The sequence below is a fragment of the Candidatus Kuenenia stuttgartiensis genome (assembly GCF_900232105.1).
GTDB lineage: Bacteria > Planctomycetota > Brocadiia > Brocadiales > Brocadiaceae > Kuenenia > Kuenenia stuttgartiensis_A.
On sequence record NZ_LT934425.1, the window covers coordinates 2674978 to 2696075 of the forward strand.

Annotated in this window: 17 protein-coding genes; 9 read left to right on the forward strand and 8 right to left on the reverse strand. The window is 41.6% G+C overall.

The features are described 5' to 3' along the window. The first annotated feature begins 214 nt into the window (after positions 1-214). Positions 215-2674, forward strand: a complete 2460-nt coding sequence (locus KSMBR1_RS12525; protein ID WP_099325639.1) for an ATP-binding protein — start codon at positions 215-217, stop codon at positions 2672-2674. Further along, the gene (locus tag KSMBR1_RS12530; protein WP_099325640.1) at positions 2671-4062 is read left to right on the forward strand and encodes a sigma-54-dependent transcriptional regulator; all 1392 of its coding nucleotides are present in this window, start codon (positions 2671-2673) and stop codon (positions 4060-4062) included. Before KSMBR1_RS12525 ends, KSMBR1_RS12530 begins: the two co-directional genes overlap by 4 nt. A 62-nt stretch (positions 4063-4124) precedes the next feature. Here the strand turns inward: KSMBR1_RS12530 and sppA are convergent, their stop codons facing one another. Continuing rightward, positions 4125-5009, reverse strand: a complete 885-nt coding sequence (sppA, locus tag KSMBR1_RS12535; RefSeq protein ID WP_230405705.1) for a signal peptide peptidase SppA — start codon at positions 5007-5009, stop codon at positions 4125-4127. Between the two features lie 379 nt (positions 5010-5388). Further along, positions 5389-5796 carry a hypothetical protein gene (locus KSMBR1_RS12540; RefSeq protein WP_099325642.1) on the reverse strand — a complete coding sequence of 136 codons (408 nt, stop codon included), beginning with the start codon at positions 5794-5796 and terminating at the stop codon, positions 5389-5391. A gap of 306 nt (positions 5797-6102) precedes the next feature. On the opposite strand from KSMBR1_RS12540, the gene KSMBR1_RS12545 reads away from it, so the two are divergent. The 6 genes from KSMBR1_RS12545 (at position 6103) to KSMBR1_RS12570 (ending at position 12556) form a co-directional block, all read left to right on the forward strand. After that, the gene (locus tag KSMBR1_RS12545) at positions 6103-6588 is read left to right on the forward strand and encodes a TlpA family protein disulfide reductase (RefSeq protein WP_099325643.1); all 486 of its coding nucleotides are present in this window, start codon (positions 6103-6105) and stop codon (positions 6586-6588) included. A gap of 682 nt (positions 6589-7270) precedes the next feature. Next, entirely contained in the window at positions 7271-8344 is a 1074-nt protein-coding gene (gene mnmA, locus KSMBR1_RS12550) for a tRNA 2-thiouridine(34) synthase MnmA (RefSeq protein ID WP_099325644.1), read from the forward strand. A 62-nt stretch (positions 8345-8406) separates the two neighbouring features. Then, positions 8407-9117, forward strand: a complete 711-nt coding sequence (locus KSMBR1_RS12555; RefSeq protein ID WP_157820575.1) for an SLC13 family permease — start codon at positions 8407-8409, stop codon at positions 9115-9117. Positions 9118-9171: 54 nt separating this feature from the next. Beyond that, positions 9172-9816 carry a hypothetical protein gene (locus tag KSMBR1_RS12560; protein WP_157820576.1) on the forward strand — a complete coding sequence of 215 codons (645 nt, stop codon included), beginning with the start codon at positions 9172-9174 and terminating at the stop codon, positions 9814-9816. Positions 9817-10009: 193 nt separating this feature from the next. Then, positions 10010-11746, forward strand: a complete 1737-nt coding sequence (locus KSMBR1_RS12565) for an IS1634 family transposase (RefSeq protein ID WP_099323573.1) — start codon at positions 10010-10012, stop codon at positions 11744-11746. A gap of 90 nt (positions 11747-11836) precedes the next feature. Beyond that, the gene (locus tag KSMBR1_RS12570; protein ID WP_099325647.1) at positions 11837-12556 is read left to right on the forward strand and encodes a hypothetical protein; all 720 of its coding nucleotides are present in this window, start codon (positions 11837-11839) and stop codon (positions 12554-12556) included. A 303-nt stretch (positions 12557-12859) separates the two neighbouring features. Here KSMBR1_RS12570 and KSMBR1_RS21610 read toward each other — a convergent pair whose 3' ends face one another. After that, on the reverse strand, positions 12860-13036 hold the full coding sequence (locus tag KSMBR1_RS21610) for a hypothetical protein (protein WP_164995541.1): 177 nt from the start codon (positions 13034-13036) through the stop codon (positions 12860-12862). A gap of 183 nt (positions 13037-13219) precedes the next feature. On the opposite strand from KSMBR1_RS21610, the gene KSMBR1_RS12580 reads away from it, so the two are divergent. Further along, positions 13220-15022 carry an ABC transporter ATP-binding protein gene (locus KSMBR1_RS12580; RefSeq protein ID WP_099325649.1) on the forward strand — a complete coding sequence of 601 codons (1803 nt, stop codon included), beginning with the start codon at positions 13220-13222 and terminating at the stop codon, positions 15020-15022. A gap of 260 nt (positions 15023-15282) precedes the next feature. On the opposite strand, the gene KSMBR1_RS12585 is transcribed toward KSMBR1_RS12580, so the two are convergent. The 5 genes from KSMBR1_RS12585 to KSMBR1_RS12605 all read right to left on the reverse strand — a co-directional run bounded on the left by KSMBR1_RS12585 (position 15283) and on the right by KSMBR1_RS12605 (position 21064). Next, positions 15283-16761 carry a pilus assembly PilX family protein gene (locus KSMBR1_RS12585; RefSeq protein WP_099325650.1) on the reverse strand — a complete coding sequence of 493 codons (1479 nt, stop codon included), beginning with the start codon at positions 16759-16761 and terminating at the stop codon, positions 15283-15285. After that, positions 16761-17528 carry a PilW family protein gene (locus tag KSMBR1_RS12590; protein WP_099325651.1) on the reverse strand — a complete coding sequence of 256 codons (768 nt, stop codon included), beginning with the start codon at positions 17526-17528 and terminating at the stop codon, positions 16761-16763. Before KSMBR1_RS12590 ends, KSMBR1_RS12585 begins: the two co-directional genes overlap by 1 nt. Positions 17529-17536: 8 nt before the next feature. Then, the gene (locus KSMBR1_RS12595; RefSeq protein ID WP_099325652.1) at positions 17537-17908 is read right to left on the reverse strand and encodes a prepilin-type N-terminal cleavage/methylation domain-containing protein; all 372 of its coding nucleotides are present in this window, start codon (positions 17906-17908) and stop codon (positions 17537-17539) included. Between the two features lie 20 nt (positions 17909-17928). Then, on the reverse strand, positions 17929-18426 hold the full coding sequence (locus tag KSMBR1_RS12600; protein WP_099325653.1) for a GspH/FimT family pseudopilin: 498 nt from the start codon (positions 18424-18426) through the stop codon (positions 17929-17931). A 103-nt stretch (positions 18427-18529) separates the two neighbouring features. Next, on the reverse strand, positions 18530-21064 hold the full coding sequence (locus KSMBR1_RS12605) for a hypothetical protein (RefSeq protein ID WP_099325654.1): 2535 nt from the start codon (positions 21062-21064) through the stop codon (positions 18530-18532). Positions 21065-21098 lie beyond the last annotated feature (34 nt).

Genomic DNA, 21098 nt, shown 5'->3' on the forward strand with positions numbered 1-21098 from the left:
TTGATGTTCCCCATACCGTATAGTAAAATCAGACCCGGTATGACATTGTTTCCCAGTAACAATTAAAAACGCTCGTTCCCAAGTAGCGGCAAAGGCATGCCTTGCCGCTACTTGGGAACGAGCGCGTAATGACAAAATGATTTAAAATGCTAAACAAGCACATCTTTCGTATTTCGCATCTCGAATTTCACCATTTCAGTCCGGAAAGTAGTATATGATAAAAGGCGTCACCCTCTTTAGCGGCATTGGCAGAAAGCTATTCTGCTGGTTTTTGCTGTTATCTATTTTCCCCATCATAGTTGTCGCTACACTTACATATCGGTATGGTAAGGAAACTATTAAGAATGAACTCCTCAAAGAGGAAGCATTCATCGCCGAAGGGATCAAAAACCACATACTTACCATTCTTGACGCGGGTGAATATTCGGCACAATTTTTCGCATCTGACGAGTTTATCCGAATGCATTTAGAGATGCTTAATCACAATCCTGACAACAAAAATGTCGTAAAAAAATTTAATGATTATCTGGTGTACAAGACGAACCTGAATAAGGATTTTTATGAAACCTTTGTTTTAAACCCATCGGGCATAGTTGTTGCCTCAAGCGACGAAAACAGTATCGGAAAGAAGGAATGCGATGTTGATTATTTTATTTATGGCAAAAATGGTCCTTATATTAAGGATATCTACATAGACAGGGATACGGGAGAGTCTTCTATGGCCTTTGCGTCTCCTATCATTAGGAAACGCGGACGAAAATTCCTGGGAGTTTTAGTGATCCGTTATAACGCAACGAAGTTAAATGAGATTACCACTGGCAAAAAGCTGCTTATAAAAGATTATGGCGGCACTTTCCTCAGAAGGGGAGAAACCAGCGAGGCATATATTATAAATAAAAACTATTTGATGATTACTGAATCAAGATTTAAAACGAATGCTATTTTAACGCAATCGGTTCCTTCTGAACCGGTCACTGCTGTATTTTTAAACGGGCATGAGTTTGTAGGGGTTTACAAGGATTACCGGGGTGTTAGTGTTATTGGCGCCGCACGGTACTTAAAGAGAATGGAATGGGTTTTACTGGTGGAAACAGATGCATCGGAGGCATATTATCCGATCTATAGATTAAAATACCGCGCAATCACCATGGTTGGCATATGCATTATCGGCGTGATATTTGTATCATTATTTGTTTCACGGGGGATTATCAATCCCATCCTCATGCTTGTTAGGGGTATGAAAAGAGTGGCAGCAGGCGATTTGGATTTTCGGATAAAAAACAACCTGAAAGACGAACTGGGAGAATTGACCGATTCGTTTAACAAAATGACGTATTATATTAAAGATTCCAGTGAAAAGATCCTGAACCTAAAGGAGTCCCTTGAAGAAAAAAAAGAATATTTAGAGGGCATTTTAACGTTTGCAAATGAATTGATCTTTATGCTCGACGCACAGGGCAATTTTACCTTTATCAATCCTAAGATAAAAGACTGGGGCTACGAAGAAGACGAGCTGATAGGGCGGCATTTGATTTCTCTTTTATTCAACAAACAACAAATGCAGGTGAACCAGATTCTTCATGCCGGTTCCAGCAGGAGAGTGAAAGTCGAAGCGGTGGATAAACAAAACAATGTACGAAATGTATTGCTCAGCACTTCCCGGATAAAAAACAAGGAGGGACAATTAATAGGCATATTGGGGGTTGCCAGCGATATTACTGAACTAAGAAGTCTGGAGCATAAACTTGTGCAATCGGACAGGCTGGCGTCCATCGGCCAGTTAGTGGCGGGAATTGCCCATGAACTAAATAACCCTATCGGCGTAATATACCTCTATAGCACAGAAAGTCTGAGGCTTTTTGAAAGGATTACCAACACTTTTAAAGAAAGCAACACACTTTCCATCATTGAAGATACACAGCGGCTGATCAAGGTTCTTTCTGCCATTGACTGCGGGTCGTTTGTTAATAAGGAACTGTTTGAACAGGAATTGTCCTCCATAATTGAAAACCTGAAAAATAACAGCAGGAGATTTGAGGAGACCTATAACGTTATCAGCAAAAACAGATTTCATTTACATGAATACCTTGAGGGTTCCGCAAAGGAATCCATTCGATGTAAAGAATTAATTGGCGGGTTGCTGGATTTTTCCCGGCAGAAAGAGCCGAGAATGAGCTGGTCAAATGTCAATAAGTTGATCGACAATATACTCAATATTGTGGAAAAGCAATACCGAAAAGAGAAGATTGACGTTGTGAGAAATTTTGATCCCCGTATCCCTGATACGATGATGGATAGCAGCCAGGTAGAGCAGGTTATTATTAACATTGCCAACAATGCCGTCTTTGCAATAAAAGAATCTCTGAAAGAAGCCTTGCGTGAAGACGTCCGCAAAAAAGGGATACTGACAATTGGCACACATTTTCACGCAGATAAGGAATCGATAGAAATATGCATAAAAGATAACGGCATGGGCATCAATAAGCATGATTTGGGGAAGATATTTGATCCTTTTTTTACGGCAAGAAAAGATGGAAAGGGGACGGGACTGGGATTAAGCATCAGCTACGGAATTGTAAAAATGCACGATGGAAGTATTGAGGCAGAAAGTATGGCGGGAAAAGGTACAACATTCAGGATATTCCTGCCGGTAAAGGGGAAAAAACCAAAATGAACAGAACTAAAATATTGGTCGTTGATGATGAAGAGGGATACCGAAAGGTGCTTTATAACGCACTCACCGAACGCGGATTCCAGGTCAAAACAGCAGCATCGGGAGAAGAGGCGCTTGCGGAATTTAAAAAAAACTCGTTCTCTCTCATTGTTATCGATATGAAACTTCCCGGCAGCATTGACGGGCTTGAATTGCTTCAAAGGGCAAAGGAAATGAATAATGCTTCCATCCTGATAATGACCGCCTACGGCGGGATAGACACTGCCGTAGAGGCAATGAGGCGAGGTGCGTTTAATTACATCACAAAGCCCTTTAGCATTGATGAAATCATGCTTAATATTGAACGCATGATTGAGCAAAATAAAATTATTGAAGAAAACAACTATCTTCATTCCGAGCTGGAAAAGGCATTTGGGCGAAAAACCATTATCGGGAATTCGAAAGAAATACAGAAGGTTATGGATATGATTTCCAGGGTTGCATTTAGCTCCGCCACCGTTTTAATCACCGGCGAGAGCGGCACAGGTAAGGAACTCGTGGCGCGGGCAATCCATTTTAACGGCAATAGAAAGCATAAAAAATTCGTAGTAATCAATTGCGCCACCCTGTCTGAGCATCTTTTGGAAAGTGAATTGTTCGGACATGTCAGGGGCGCCTTTACCGGCGCTATAAAAGATAAAAAGGGCCTTTTCGAAGAGGCAGACGGCGGCACCCTCTTTATGGATGAGATTGGAGATATTCCAACACCGGTTCAGGCAAAAATCCTGCGCGTTCTGCAGGAAGGGGAATTTATCCCGCTGGGAGATACCGTTGCACGAAATGTAGACGTCCGGATTATTGCTGCGACAAACCAGCACCTGCTCAAAAAAGTACGGGATAAGGAATTTCGCGAGGATTTATACTACCGGCTGAATGTAATCAATATAAAAATGCCTCCGTTGCGGGAGAGAAAAGAAGATATTCCGCTATTAATAAAACACTTTATCGAAAAATATAATAAAAAAGAAAACAAGCAGATAAAGGGGCTTTCTCCCGAAACGGAAATGGAATTATATAAATATCACTGGCCGGGTAATGTGCGTGAACTTGAAAACGCAATAGAAAGGGCCGTTACCCTTACCAATGAACCAATCATTCCGCTACATGTTATTTTACCCATTGTACGGAAAGAAGACGGCAACAACATGCTCTTGGACGACCTGCTTTCTCATCCTTACAAAGAAGCGCGAAAAAAGGCCCTTGATGTCTTTAATACTAAATATGTAATGAATATCATTAATAAAAATAGTGGTAACGTAACCAACGCAGCAAGAGAATGCAAGATAGAAAGACAATATTTGCAACGCATGTTGAAAAAATACGCTATCAAATCAAGGCAGATAATATAATTGCCAACCTACAGTCGACAATCAGCAAATTGCAGATTGAGGATTGGGGATTGCTACAATAACTAAGGCATCCATATATACATAAACGAAGGGGCGCCGGAATGGATAAACGTCTTTATATCAATGTTGAAAAGATTAATGTTTCCTGCGCTTGCGCCGGTTAATTGCGAATATATGTTGTTTTTATATGACCCGGGTCTGTGGTAAAGAATAACTCGCGCCTCCGTAAGATTAGTTTCTTTTTTTGCGATTGAAACCGCGTCATCCAGATACCCTATTTGATCAATCAGCCCATTCTCCAGCGCCTGTTGAGCGGAATAAATCCTTCCGTCTGCAAGTTCTCTTATCTTCTCCATCGAAATGCCCTCCCTGTTTTCCTCAATGACGCAAAGGAATCTCTCATACATAGCATTAAGTATCTCTGAAAATATCCTCCGATCCTCTTCTGTCATCTTCTTCAAAGGAGATCCCATATCCTTGTGTTCTCCGGTTTTAACAGAGGCGTCGGCAATTCCAACCTTCTGCAAAAGCCCTTCTATGCTAAGGTTGATCATAATGACGCCGATACTTCCTGTTACCGTTGTCGGGTGCGCTATAATTTTGTCTGCAGAAGCCGCAACATAATAACCCCCCGATGCACCAATATCCATAATACAGGCAATAACCTTTTTCTTCGTCTCCTCTTTAAACCGCATAATTTCATAATACATCATGTCCGATGCTGTAACCTTCCCGCCCGGACTGTTTATGCGCAGCAGAATTGCCTTCACTTGTTTGTCCATCTTCGCCAGCGTCAACTCTTCCTTAACACGTGAAACCATATCCAGCTCTTCCGTCAAACCGGGAAAGCCTGCCTTTTTTTCATCAGAAATAATTCCTGAAATATCAATAATGAGTATTTTGTCTTTCCCCCTTCCCGAAACGGTCTTTTCACTAAGCGGACCCACCGTAGGCACCAAAGAAACCGTTATAAAACTACAGCCTGAAATCAAAAACATGAGACAGGAAAGAAAATAAGGAAGTAACATGTGACAATGATTGTTTTTCATAATTGATTATGGGGACGATTTTTAATAATAATTTATGTACCTTAATAAAACAGGAGTATTACTGATTTTTTGTGACTTCCGCCATGTTTTAATAAAACGTTGCAGTAGTGTTAACCCTGACAGGGTTGTTTCGCCATAACCCCATTAACGGTTACAAAAAATCGGGAATGCACACTAATAAAACAGATACCGGTAACTTCTCAATAAATTGTAGTCCACAGTCTCCATTCGGCAATCTGCAATTTGCCGATTGCCGAATGCACAGTATTCCCCATTATCAGGGCAATACCGTCCAGCTTTCTTGTCCATTCGTAAGTATCACCTTTTTAATACCAAATCTTCTTAGCGTTGACATCATATCTTCCTGGTGTTCAAGCAATGAGACGGTAAAACGCTTCATATGCTCCCATTCCACCTTCAGACAGTCTTCCTCTTCATTTTCAGGAATCGATAACTGGATTTCGTATCCCTGTTCCGATATTTTGCGCTGGAGCAACGAAACGAACTCTTCCTTATCTTCCGCATTTGTTAAAATTTCCTCCAATGAGAGGTCGCCAATTTCATCGTAAAGAAACAATTCCTTATCTACAAAGGCCATAATAAAAATTATCGCCGTAAGAAGGGCTATTGCTCCAAGGATTATTACAACATCTTTATATCGTTCTTTTTGTTTACGTTTTGCCATAGTTTATGCCTTTGCGTATTTTATTTCTAGTCACTATATTGCGAAAGCGGGTTTTTAATGCATACATTTGTTCTTGTCAAAAATGTATTGAATCTCGCATCATCATGCATTACAGTAAACCTTATGATTTCTTAACCCCCACAACAGGCCGGAAGAGAGGTGCAAGGCAGTCTTCGCTTTGCATTTATTGATTGCCGGTAAGTTTGAAATTCACTGTATGTGCCGGCATAAATGAGAAACAAGTATAAATTTATATCATTGGGTAATAGACAAAAACAACCATAAAATAATTAAGGAGCAGAAATAATGAACAAGCAAAAATGGAACTATGTAGCGATTGTATGTGTGGCGGCTATTTTTTTTACCTTTAAAATGTCGATTGCCTCAACCGATACCGTGGAGCCAATAACAGTATCTGAATTAAACACCCTTTTGCATAATAATAAGGGGAAAATCGTAATAGTTGATCTATGGGCAACCTGGTGCCCTCCATGCAGAAAAGAAATACCGGGATTTGTAAACCTCTATAACAAATATAAAAACAGCGGGTTAGAGATTATTGGTATCGCCTTTGATGAAAATGGACGTGAAGTGGTGCCTGATTTCGTAAAAAGCAACGGCATTAATTATCCCGTTTATCTTGCGGGAAACGAAATCGCTATTTCTTACAACCTAAGGGCATACCCAACCACCATTATTTACGACAAAAACGGAGACGTTGCAAATAAACACATTGGATTTGTGACGGAAGACGCATTCGACCAGGAAATTGCCGCTCTGCTGAAAAAATAGCCCTCTGGCAGGCTTGCCTGCCAAGGCGGTGCACACAGCAGGCAACCTGAAATCAAGATGTTTGTTTGAATAATGGCGTCATGTACCGCGGTAAAATTCCAACAATGTAGTGTGACGAGGTTAGTCGCACCGTATTCAGTGCAGAGATAGTCGTAAAAAGACCGGCTTTAGCAATGACTTTAGGCTATTTCATAACCCTGTCATGGTTAAAGCCCGCCATTCTCCACACAGCGAAATGCATGGGGTTAAGCCTGGACTATGCGGCAAACATCGCTACTATTGGAATTTTTCAAAAAACTATAGCGTTATAAATATTTCTTATCGATTGAATGGAAGCAGGAGCTTCCATGACACGTACATTCCCAAGTCGGAACTTGGGAATGAGAATGGAATCAGGCCACCTTTGGCAACGACTTTATTCTGTTGTGGATATTAATGCAGAGACGCATTGCATGCGTCTCTACAAAAATATTGAAATTCCTAAGCTGGCATAGCCAGAAACAAACAAGTACAAAGCACGAAATACTAAACAAATTCCAAAATCTCTTCCCCCCTATCCCCCCTCTCCAAAGGGAAGAATGTCTCACGCTGGCGGGGGTGCAGGTGGTGGAATTAAATATTTTGCCAAAAAATGCAAAGAAATTACCGATAAGGTATCAAACATCAAGTATAAAGAATTACCATGAATACAAAGGTTATTATTGCCATGAGCGGAGGTGTTGACAGCAGTGTTGCGGCACACCTCCTGGTGGAGCAAGGATATGAAGTCGTCGGACTTTTCATGCGCCTAGGACTTGAAAAACTGGACGCCATGACGAAAACAAAGGTGTGCTGCAGTCTGGAGGACGCCAATGACGCGCGAACCGTTGCCGAGCAGCTAGGGATTCAATTCCATGTCCTGAATTTTAAAGAAGCCTTTGATCACATTATAGACCATTTCTGCACTGAATACCTGAACGGAAGAACGCCCAATCCCTGCATCATGTGCAATCAGGAACTAAAATTCGGAAAACTGTTGAATTTTGCAAAGATGCTAAACGCGGACTTTGTCGCCACGGGACACTACGCAAAGGTAGAAAAACACAACGACAGGTTTTTATTGAAAAAAGGTGATGATCTCAATAAAGAGCAGTCATACGTTCTCTTTTCACTCAACCAGGAACAACTCTCAAAAACCCTTTTCCCCTTGGGAACGCTGACGAAAGAATCCGTCCGCCGGATAGCAAAAGATTTAAACCTGAAAACAAAAGACAAACCTGAGAGCCAGGATATCTGTTTTGTGCTGGACAATAATTACCATTCCCTTCTTTACGAGAGATATGGCAACCATATTATTCCAGGCCCCATCAAGGACAGGCAGGGAAACATCCTGGGAGAACACCAGGGGGCGCCGTTCTTTACCATCGGACAGCGAAAAGGTCTCGGAGTTGCTTTTGGCTCGCCACGATACGTAGTCGATATAAACCCACGTGAAAATGCAGTAATAATCGGCACGGACAAAGATCTCGAGGAAACCGGACTGATTGCCTCCTCACTAAACTGGATTTCCGTTCAGCAACTGGAATTACCCATGGAAGTGCAGGCAAAGATACGTTATCATCATATGCCGGCGCACGCTACCGTATCCCCCTTTGGAACAGACAAGGTTAGGGTACACTTCAATGAACCGCAAAAGGCCATCACCCCGGGACAGGCAGTGGTCTTTTACGACAATGACACTGTTGTGGGGGGGGGATGGATTGACAGGAAAGATTAATCGCACGTAGTTTTATATTCATTATTCAACAAAATGAAAAGGAAAAAAGACAACGACTATTCTTGTCCTTTCAAATGTATTGCTGGCTTTGTGCCTGGCGTAGTATTTTTCTTTATCATGCTTATCATGCCGGCGCCGGAAGGTATGTCCCCGTTTGCCAAAAAACCGCCGCAGTAACCTTGTTAATGGTGTGCTGGTGGATATCGGAAGCGCTCCCCATCTTTGTCACTGCTTTGACGCCTCTTGCCCTGTTTCTGATCCTGGGGATTATGAATGGCAGGGAAGTTGCAATGCCCTATGCGGAAGACGCGGCATTCCTCTTCCTCGGAGGATTCTGTATTGCAATATCCATGCATAAATGTAACCTGCACCGGCGCATTGCCCTTTCTATTATAAAGATAATTGGCAATAAACCGAGGCAGCTTGTGCATGGTTTTATGATAGCTATAGCCTTTTTGCCTATGTGGCTTTCCAATACGGCAACAACTATGATGATGCTTCCCATCGGGATGGCGTTGATTACCCATTTTTGCGGTAGTCAACACGGCCAGAAGAGTAAAACACTTTGGCACTGCATTGATGCTGGGTATTGCTTACAGCGCAAATATTGGCGGCATATGGACGCTTGTTGGAACACCTCCAAATCTTGTTTTTGCCGGACAGCTAAAATCCTGTTTCCCCATGCGCCGGAGATTGGGTTTTTTCAATGGATGAAGGTTGGTGTTCCCCTTGTATGTACATTTATTCCCTTAACAAAGGTTGAAAACTCATAAACTAAAAGGGAACCTCAGGGATTATTATATCTTTTTATAATGGAATTTATAGAATTGTATTTTGAAGATTCCGCTGAATTTGTTAAATTTGCGGAAGAATTTCGTGAGAGTATAAAATATTTGATACAGATGAATAGACAAAATATAACCGGTTACAAACAAGTGCTTACAGAAATATCAAAAACAAGGGTTGTTTTTGCCGAACTCGATGATTTCTTCCGCAAGGCAGATGAAAATATTTTCCATGACCCGGATGACCCGCGGGACGGAATCGGCCGCCTCCCTGGCCCTGACCGGTTGATGCTCCTCATACCCTGTGTTTTCAACCGCCTTGAGGAAGATATATCTAAGTGCAGAGAATGTGAAAATGTCACAATAATCATAGAAAGTTTACAGGTGTTAAAAGAAGGCATAAATAGTATATTGACCTATTATCTTCGGGATGATGTTGAAGACGCAATCAATTTACTCAGTAACGTCCTGTCAAAGATGGACAAGCTTTCCTCCCAAAAATCTCAATCCGGCATCCGTTTCCTTAGCGACATAGCGAGAATTGCGCCAGACTTTCAAATTTTCCTTAATATGCTTGAAGGTTTCAGGGAAAACAGACGAATAAGACCCAGTGAACCGGAGGCCGATACATCGTGGTCGCCTGAATGCTGGCTGGATTATTACATGGAACAAGCCAGACTAGCGTGAGTTTATCACGAAATAAGGTGTAAGACAAAGACATCAAGTTGCAATCCAATGATTTGTATCGGGTTGCGACTTTTTTTGTCTAAAAAATTATGTATACACTGAATAATACTATATTTATATTGCATTATATGCCTGTATATACTATTATACACGGAGTATTAATCTATTACGTATACACTAACAACTAATAGCCATGGCTACCATTCAATCTAAAAACTCCAGAGGTTATAAATATTGGTATATTGTCGAATCGCGGCGCGTTAACGGCAAGCCCAGGCCCATCGTCCTGGCCTATCTTGGCAAGGCAGACGATTTATTAAAACAACTGCAAGGTCTTACCGAAAAATTACGGCTCAAATCTTATTCACATGGCGCGGTAGCCGCATTGCTAAGTGTGGCCAATGCCCTGGACGTCCCTTCCGTGATTAATAAATATATAAAGTCGCCACGGCAGTATTGTGCTAAAAAACCTGTTCGAAATAATCTGACCGCCGGAAGTACCCTCTTGTTGGGTGCCGTGGGGAGAGTGTGTGTGCCTACCAGCAAAAGAGGATGGTGGGATTGGGCAAAGACGACTACTGCCGAATACTTACTCAGACACAGCTTGAGTAAAATAGACAGTCAGCATTTCTGGGATTTGATGGATGCACTTCCTGAAGAATCCATTGCAGAAATCGAGCGCGAATTAATTGAAAAGACATTTAAAACATACAACCTTCAAAGCGACACACTGTTTTTTGATACAACCAATTTTTTCACGTATATCGACACAACTAATCTGCGATGCACTATTGCCCGGCGGGGGAAAAACAAACAAAAGCGATACGATCTCAGGCAGGTCGGGTTGGCGATGGTCGTTACACGTAACGACATGATACCGTTGTTTCACCATACCTATCAGGGGAACATGGCGGATGCAAAGGTGTTCAGCGCGGTTCTTGAGACGATAAAAGACAGGATGACCGGATTAGGTTTCGACAGCAAAAAGCACACTATTGTTTTTGATCGTGGAAACAATTCCATGGACAATATGGCTATTGTAGAGAGATTGGCATTGCATTACGTTGGAGCGCTTACACCGTATCATCACAAGCAGTTGGTAGGGGATGCCATGTGTAATTTCAGGGAATATGACGTTGACGGCAGTAAGATACAGGTGTACCATGACAAACGGGTTATTTGGGGGCAGGAAAGAACCGTTGTCGTATTTATTTCCGAGAAATTAAAGGTTGGGCAATTAAGGGGAATGTCTCAGTCTCTGGAAAAGGCAGAACATCAGTTAAAGCTCTTACAGCAGCATCTGTGTAATCCAAAGGGAAAGATGCGGGACAAAGAGGGTCTGGAGGATACGATAAGAAGTGTAGTGAAATGTCAATTTGCGAAGGATGTTATCGATTGGTCGTTAAAAGAGGTATCTGAAGGCAAGTTTCAATTGAATTTTTCAATCGACCAGAAAAAGCTCGAAGAAATAGAAGGGGAACTGGGGTTCAGGATTCTTATGACAGACCATCACGATTGGGATACCGCGGACATTATAAAAGCCTACTATGGGCAATCAAAAATTGAACATGCCTTTAGAAATCTCAAGAACCCCTATCACCTTGCTTTAAAACCGCAATTTCACTGGACGGATCAGAAAATCAGGGTGCATTTTTTTATTTGCGTCCTCGGATACCTAATGGCGGCGATTGTGTGGTATCAGGCAAAAGCGCACGCACAATTTAGTGGAACGTTAGATACCCTGTTAGACACCCTTAATAATATAAGGCTTTCTGCTATGCTTGAAGAAACAAAGGCCAGAGGGAGAGTTAAGGCTACCTACAAATTGGAAGAAATGTCCGACAAGGAATCTCTGTTGATGAATGCGTTAGGCATTATGGATTTCCACAAACATCGGCTGAAACTTCAAGGACTCAGTGTATACAATTGATGTTGTGCTTAACGCATTGACTGTATTTATGTTACGTTGCTTCATGCCTTATTTTGTGATAAACTCACGCTAGAAGAACCCATCATTGCTGTGGTTGACGCCGAAGGACTTTCAGTGGCAAGCCTTGAAAAAGGTATGCAACTTATGATGGAAGAAAGCGCACAAAGGGACAAGATGATGGAAAAACAGTTCATCGCTTATGAACTGATGAAAAAGAGGGACGCAGCCTTCAACCCCGAACACCCGGAAAGGTTTTTAGACATTTCATTGATTCCGGACATAAGAGAAGAGGATGGTGATGAAGATTATGAAGTCAGAGTTGTAGACCTCCGTTACGAGGAAATGGAAGAAGAGCCACCTGAACCGTGGGCTAGTTCCCTGCCGGAACTATGCGATTGGAATAAATTCACACATGAATCGTCCTTTGACGATTCGGAATTTTACCGCAAGGATTTTGAAGACGATCCGGTTTACAGTCTGCTTAAGCCTTTTGTACACAACCTTTTTAAATGCCTGAAACAGGACTATCTCCGTCAGGATAAAGAAAGCAAAAAAGAAGAACATCAAATGCGTTCTCCTCTGGAGCATTATTTAATACTTCTGGCCCTCAAGGCGCAGGTACGAATATCATCTTGTGAAGTATGGGTTGAAAGCGTTGGACACGAAGCGCCGAGAAAAGGGGTTTATCTGTTTGCGATGGAATGTCTGGGACGGATTGCTGAAGCCATAGAAAGATTCTCACCGGAACATCATTACCATCTTGCTACCGAAGCAGGAAATATCAAAAAACAGATTGAAAAAATATTTTAATCGCAGAGGATAAGGAAATATCCGGTTTATTCTATTAAGCCAGTCAAAAACAAATGGTGAAATCCGAAATGCTAAATTTCAATCCTCCCCCCTACCCCCCTCCAAGCCTGATCATAATACGCGCTTAACACCGGGAGTGAAAATGTTTATACTGTTCACTATGAGAATATGTGGACAAGAATTTTCTATTGGAATCCTTGATCGAATAGGTACAGCGATTGCCGGGATGCCTGACATTTCCAGGCGGGCCCTGTCGTGGAAGGTGTGCGAGTGGCTCAACTGACGTTCCTCCAACGGTAAACTTCAGGAAGGGGAACTGCCGTAAGGCGCGGAACAAACTGCAGCAACAAGGCATACAGAGCCTTCCTGCGGCAGAGAGCATAGCCGGTTTTCAGCAGGCAAGGCAACGTTTGGACATGAAGTGAACGAAAGCAACGATAGAGCGGATAAAAGAACATAATGTATGCCATTTTCAAACATATTCCTCTTCCTCATAAACAATTTTGTCCTTTCTCCGTCCCGCCCCTCCCTGAACCCACGGCGTTTGGAGTGGTTAAAGGTTAGCGTAAACGTGGAGGGAAGGGGTGGAGTGTAATCCAATACCAGTTGCCGAAGGTCTAATTTATTGTTACAAAATATTTTATTTAAAAGCAATACGTGAATATGCAAAATAAAGACTATTTCAGCAAAGACAGGACGCCAACGAGGGGTTTTAACAGGGTTGTGATAAGAAAACTGTTTTCTTATATTTTACGCTATAAGGCATTGGGCATATTATCGCTCTTCATTGTTATTGCAGGTACAATTCTTTTTTTAATGGGACCGTATCTTTTTGGTTATACGATTGACCATGGTATTGTCAATGGGGATATATCGCTATTATACAAAATGGCAATTGCGTTGTTTGGAATAAAAACGGTACGGCTATTGTTAATAGTAATTCAGAGCTATAATTTACAAATGATTGGGCAAAAAGTAACAATGGATATGCGCATGGAACTCTTTCGCCACATCCACTCATTGCCGGTCTCGTTTTTCGACAAAAATCCTGTGGGCAGAATTGTTACGCGGTTGACAAATGACATTGCTTCCATCAGCGAGCTTTTTTCTGTGGGCGTTATCACCGTAATAGGAGACCTGTTCATAATAGCAGGGATTATTGTCGCAATGTTTCTCCTGGATGTACAGCTTGGGTTGTTGAGTCTTTTGGCATTTCCAATAATGATAATATTGGCATGCTGGTTCGGCGCCCGTATGAAAAACTCGTTTCGTGAAATACGCCGCAAACTTGCGCAGATAAACTCTTATCTAAATGAAAATATTACGGGGATGAAAGTGATTCAACTTTTCAACCGGGAAGGGAAGAATTATAAGATATTTGGAGAAATCAGTGATGACAATTTGAAGGAACAATCAAAGTACATTACATACTTTGCAATTTTTCAGCCATCAATCCACATGGTGAGCGGCTTTACCATTGCCATTATTTTATGGTATGGAGGAATGAGATACCTGGATGGTGTTCTTACTTTGGGAGTTTTAGTGACATTTCTGACGTATGTTCAAAATTTATTTGATCCGATAAGGGATATAATTGAAAAGTATAACATTTTTCAAGGGGCAATGGCTTCTTCAGAGCGTGTATTCGGTTTAATGGAAGAACAGCAGGAACCGGATTATAGTATTGCAAATCCCTACAGGGAAATCCCAAAAAAGGAATTTAAGGGAGATATAATCTTTCGTAATGTCTGGTTTGCTTATAACGACAGCGATTTTGTATTGAAGAATATTTCCTTTCAGGTAAAACATGGCCAGTCTGTTGCGTTAGTAGGCGTAACCGGAAGCGGCAAAACGTCTATTGCCAATGTGTTGACACGGTTTTATGAAATTCAGAAGGGGGCGATTTTTATTGATGGGATTGATATTAAAAAAATTGAGAAGATTGGGTTGAGGTACATGATTGGATATATCAGTCAGGATGTTTTTTTGTTTTCGGGCACGTTGCGGGAAAATATTACGTTGTTCAGGCATATGGAGGATTCCGAATTGTTGTCCATAATTAATTCTTTAGGTTTAATGCCGTTTATTAATCGAATGCAAGATGGATTGGATACGAAAATTTCAGAGCGGGGGGCAAATCTTTCGGTAGGGGAGCGGCAATTTATTTCACTATCAAGGATTATTCTGTACGACCCTCAAATTATCATTCTGGACGAGGCGACTTCCAGCATGGACCCCATTTCAGAAGTTTTTATCCAGGAAGCGATGCATAAAATTACAAAAGGCAAAACATCTATTTTAATTGCACACCGGCTATCAACCATACTTCATTGTGATAAGATAATTGAATTAAACAGGGGAGAAATTATAGAAGAGGGTACTCATGAGGAATTATTAAAAAAAGACAGCCTTTATCGTCAACTCTATAAACTCTCTTTAAAGGGAAAATTTGTGGAATCCCGGTGAAAGTAGAGATGCACGGCTGTGCATCTCTACAGCAAATTCCCCTATTGGGGAGGGGACAGGGGTGGGTAAAAATGGATACCGTTGGGTTTTTGTCTTTTAAAAACCCAACCTAATTTAATGATAAGTAAATTCAAGGTTGCAATTGTAGAGCGACGAGCCTCGTCGCTCTACATTGAGAAAGCCGCCAAAGGCAGTCTAATTTAAATAACTAAGCATGGAGTCCCCGGAATTCCGTCCAACGTGATAATCATGAAAGGCCCTCAATTAATTTCGCTCCAGGAAATAATTTCATAGCCTAAAACAGGATACCCTTCCAACCTTCCAAAAGCTTCATCGTAATGGAATTTTGCGTTTGAACGGCTCTTTATGTATTTTCCCCTGATTGCTCCCAGCGAATCGGAATTTGAGCTAATGTCAATTGCAGCGTTAGGGGCATAGATAGCGCCGGTTATAGTAGAATTTGAGCTTATGCTGATCTTATAGTCACTGTTACTGGAAGATGCGGCAGAAGAATATATCATAAGGTCTGTCGGCGCCCCCGGATTAACAATGGTATTGGATGAGATATCTAACTCGCCTGTAACATAAACAGCCAACGTTGAACCGCTACTCAATGTCAAACTGCTATTGCTAGCGTCTTCAAAGTCCCCGCTTACATAAAAAGTTACACTTCCATTTATGGTTAATGTTGAATTGGAATTGAGTTCAAAACTGTTGAAATGATAATTCCTGGTCTGTCCGGGACTTCCAAGAGAAAACGCATCGTTACTACTAAGGCTGAATGCCTTATTAGATGAATTATAAGGATTGTTGGTGGAAAGATTGACTATCTCAGCATTGTTATTGCTGTCCACAATATCATCTGCTTCATCAAAAATAGTCGCGGTATCTAATGGGTCACAATCGGTGGGTGGATTATTTTCGGTGGGGATTCCATAAATAACGGCATTAACGCCGGTGGTGTCCGGAGAGCCTCTATATCCGGTAAGATTTGCCGGGGTTCCCAGTCCCGTTACAGGAGAACCCGTTCCGGATGCCCCAACATATCTTGTTGCCCTGGCATTTCCATGTACCTGTGCATTGCCATCGACAGTTATATCGGCACCGGCATTGGCGGTACCTACATTTCCTTTATCCCTTGCCCATGCATTATTTTGGTTGTCCTTCCTGGTACCAACGGGAATTACCTGTGAATCATAAGTTCCAAGGTCAGAATCATAACTATCGGTAAAACCATTGCTTTCTATTGTTACACCGTCGCATCCCTCCAATGCCTTTGTGAAAGGAAGCGCATACACGAGGCGAACAACAGCTTCTATTTGCTTTATTGAAGACGAGCTGGAACCCGTTGATGTAATCAGAAAAAGGGGAGTGCCTCCGTCATCCGTCACAACACTGCTGTCAATAACCTGATGTGTTACGGTGAAACTATTGTTAAAACCGGTAGAAGAACCTGCAACGTTCCAATCCGGGTCTGTCTTTGCTCCATCATCTGATATGTTGCCATTCATTAATCGGCCAATTCCATCATATATCCCCGCCTCCGCCACATAGAATGCCTGGACGCTGGTCTTGTAATTTCCGCTTATTTTAATATCTGTTGTGGTTGTGTAAACAGCGACTGTGCTTACTATGGCTAAAATTGCTATTAATGCAAGAACAACAATAAGGACTAATCCCTTGTCCTGTCCACCCATCACGTTTAGAGAAAACTTTTTTTTGGATTGTTTTAATTCCATTATTGATTTCTCAATTTAATAATTGATGTGAGAGTTCCGCGCCGATAACCGTCTCCGGAATAATTTGGATCGATGTTAGCAGTACGTCCTGTTATAGCAATGGTAACGGTGTTTGTAGCTCCTGTGACGGTATTTGTACCGTATGTTAAACTAATAAATTCAATATTTTCTGCAAGTGGCTGACTATTTCGATATATCTTTAAATTAGCCGTGTCATGACTAAAAGTAACATTTTCCACGGTACGAACGGTAGTACTCCCTGCAATGTATGAATACAATAAACCTGAGCTTAAATAAATCGGGTCTGGTTCACCTACCAGATGACTGGCGGAACTATCAGAAGGAATAACTTCTGTACGGTTTCCATCGGAAATATAGATATAATCAGTGCTTGCTATCGAATAATTACTATCTGGCGTTAAACTAACGAAAACTACGGTTGTTCCTGCATTGGCATTAGTAACAAGGGTGGCGGCAATGTCGCTATCAATATCGCCCAGGAAAGTAATTGTGCTCGTGCCAGAAGTCCTGATTGTGCTTGTACCTGTTACCATACAACCAGCCATTCTGATCTCGCGGGTCATTATGTCCATGGCTGACCGGATATATTGCTGCATCTCACTTACCTGCTCCTGGACACTAAATGCCTTCCGCTGTGAAATAAGTAACTTGACCGCTGTACTCAGAATAATAACAGTAAGGACAAGACCTACTAACAATTCAACTAACGTAAAGCCATATTCATTATCGTTGCGAAAAACTGACATTGGAATTCCTATTGTGTAAAAATAGTTTTTAATTGAACATTATGTACCGAAGTACTTGTTCCAGGATTCCAGTAGACGCTTACTGCTACGGTTTTTGTGTTTACGATAGGAGTGTCATTGCCAACAGTTACTTCCAGATAATAGTCAGGATTATTGTATATGGTGTATGTGCCGGTAATTTCATCATAATCCATATTCCTGAAGTCCTCTAACTTATCCTGCGCTAAGGTTACAGCCGTAGTTGACTTGTTGCTGTGGGCATTCCCTTTTACTACTATGATGAGTACGCTCATTACCGCAAATAATCCAATGGCAATGATTGCGATAGAAATCATTATTTCGATTAAAGAAAAACCTGCATTATCATGAGGATCGAGCATTTTTTTTATTTAAAAAAATATTAATTAATTTTAACCCGGCCGGTACGTGCAATTGTAAGAGATTTTTTCCCATGAGGATTTTCCAGGGTTATGGTAATACCGAAAGGCCAGTGCAATAAACCATTTGTGCCGAATATAGGATTTTGTGATGGGACAGGATTAAAGGTTATTCCGGGATATTTTCCATTTAAATCTTTTGTTATTATTTTTTCATTTAAATCTGCAGTTCCATTACTATTATCGTCATCTAAAATCTGATATTGGTACTCATTCAAAAAAATTATCCTGTATCTGTTGTTTTGACTGACTGCCTGCATTCTTGCCCACATAAGATCTCCCATTACCTGTCTTGCCGCACCATTCAGCCTTATTTGCGGTTTCATATTATTATAAACAGGCACTGCTATCCCGGTGGCAATGCCCAGGATAGCCATGACAACGATCAGTTCGATAAGAGAAAACCCTTTTTGGTTTTGCATAATAATTACCTCAAGCGGGTTCAGGGTTGCAACCGGCATCGGCAATCTACAATCAGCCGTCGGCAGATTGCAGATTGCCGATTGAGGACTGGAAACTGCCGACTAAGAAAGCATGCTGAGAAGTTGCGAAAATCCTCGGCGCCTACTGCCTTTTTGTCTTTGAAACAGAAGGTACATAGGATTTTTCATTTGTCAGATGGAGAAACCTTTCCTGTTCCTCCTTAATGATGATTGTTGGTTTTAGCAAGATGATGAGATTCGATTTATTTCGTGTTTTCTGATCACGGGTAAACAGTCTTTTAATGATGGGTATTTTGGATAATACCGGAACTCCGCTTGTCTCATCCTTATTACTGAGAGAACCCAGTCCACCAATCATGAGTGTGCCTTTATCCGGCACATATACGGTCACAGACACCTGAGAGACATTTAACCTGGGAAGCTGTATTGTCTGTTCTGGAGGTATGTAAGTGGTGCCGTCGCCTCCACCAACACTCACCCCTTCTGATAATCCGCTAAACGTAAAGGATTCTATTTCTTCAATAGCAAAGACAGAAGGGGTTACTTCCAGGTAGACAAATTTTCTGTCAGCGCTTACGATAGGCCTTACGTCAAACGTTGTGCCTTCCGGCACTGTGCCGATAACCGGAGTGACTATCCCGTCTTCAACCGTGGTGCTCTGAATGTAATTTCTGGTTTGCAGTACGGCGATATTCCCGCGCTGCGTGTTTGAAAGCGTTATTCGCGGCGAGGTGAGCACTTCCGACCCTTTACTTTCCTGCACCGCCTTCAAAAAACCTTTTAATGCAGAATTTCCGAATATGGCAAAGTTGAGGTCAATACCACTGCCTAAGTCTCCCGCAATATCAGCTGCACCTGTACTGACGGATGTATTATCACTGAAAAACCGGGTTATATCTGTACCGATATCCTCTAAAAACTCATCCGTTACGGTAATAAAACGCGCCTCTATATTTACCTGCAGATTTTGAGAGGTTCTGAGCGACGCCAGCACGTCTTCAATTTGTTTATGAATGAACGTTGTGTTCACTACTACCAAATCTCCAGGTTGCCCCATTCGGGCGGTGATGCTCCCTTCTCCCTGCCCGCTTGTCCGGATGCTTCGTTGTACTCCGGTAGTAGGATTTCCAATAATTCCGGCATTGGCAGACCATGAAGAAGGTTCGATTGCTGTAACAAGCATCTCTATTAAATCCAATACTCTTTCAGAAGGGTCTCTTACCCTGGCAGACTCACCCCTTGTCATGCTTAACTGGCTGGATGTTGCGGCAGTGATATCGAATTCAAGGGGTTCTTTATCGTCGAGGTTGATTAATATGTCCCTTACATCATAAACCCGCAGCTCCATTTTCTGTTTGTATATATGCAATATGTCGCCTTCAACGAGATACTCATATCCTTTCGGAAGCAAGTAGTTCAACGCGGTTTTTACAGACACTTCGTTTAATCTTAACGTAATGGGAACATCCCCCGTATCTGCGTCAAATACCATATTTATGTTTGTTTTTTCCCGAATGAATGCAATGACGTCCTCTAATGATGTATCAATAAATTCAAAGGAAATAATGGTGTTTAAGGCGTCTTCAATTTTTTGTGAAAATTGTATTTCTGTGGGATTTGGTATTGTTCTCAGGAGTTCAGTCCTGGCCTTGTTTTCCTTTACCGATGCCGATAATTCAGGGAGTTTGCGGTTTGAAATACCGTCCCACTGTTTTTGATCCGGGAAACGAATAATATCCTGGTAGGGAACAGATGATTCCTTGAGATATTCCTTGCTTCGTAGTTTTTCCTGCGAATAGATTGCTTTAAGATTTTCATAATTCGATTTGTGCTTTGTTATATTTACCTTTTCTTTGTAATACAAAGCTTCTTCATTGTAAGGTTCTATTTCATCGAGTTCTTGTTCCAGATGCCTTCTGTTTTCTATAGAACCTAAAGCATATTGTTTCTGTCCGGTAATCATATCTCCGGAAAATGTTTCGGCAATTTCCAGGGTTTCTTCATAGGGCATTTGCAATAGTTCCTTATTTTTGGCAGCAGCGGAAACAGTTTGTGTGGAAGTGGTTTCACCTTCTTTATTAAGCAATTCAGGACGTTCGTTTTTGACGCTTCTGTCTATCGCTTCTTCTGCGTTTCTCTTTGTGACTAAAGGGTCTTTTTTCTCCGGCGTCACAGCGGGTGCTTTTTGTTTTATTTCCATCAGCCTCTTTTTAAAGTACAAGGCTCTTTTATTGTCAGGTTCTGTTTCAAGCACCTGTTCTATCAGTGCTGTAGCGTCATCGTAGCGGTTGTTTTCTGCCGCAGCACGTGCTAGTTTCAACAATTCTGATGTATCAATTGTTTTTGCAGGAACGGATGTTGCCGCCTTCGTTGTTTCGGGCAAGACGGCATCTTCTTTGAGGCGCGAAATGGCTTCATTTTTAAGTGCTAGCGCTTCCGCGTTACCGGGGTCTAATAAAATAGCGAGCGTCAGTTCATTAACAGCCCTTTGATAATTATTTAATTCAAGGTGTTTTTTTGCGGATTTAAGATAGTAATTGTCTGTGAGAGATGAATTATTTTCAGCGCTATCGTTATCTTGCGACCATGTTTTATATGTGCCAAGGGGCAAAAAAAACAAAAGGGCAAAAGTGGTAAACACAAATACACTTTTCATGTAGTTTCTCCTTTACCAGCGTGATGTATATGGG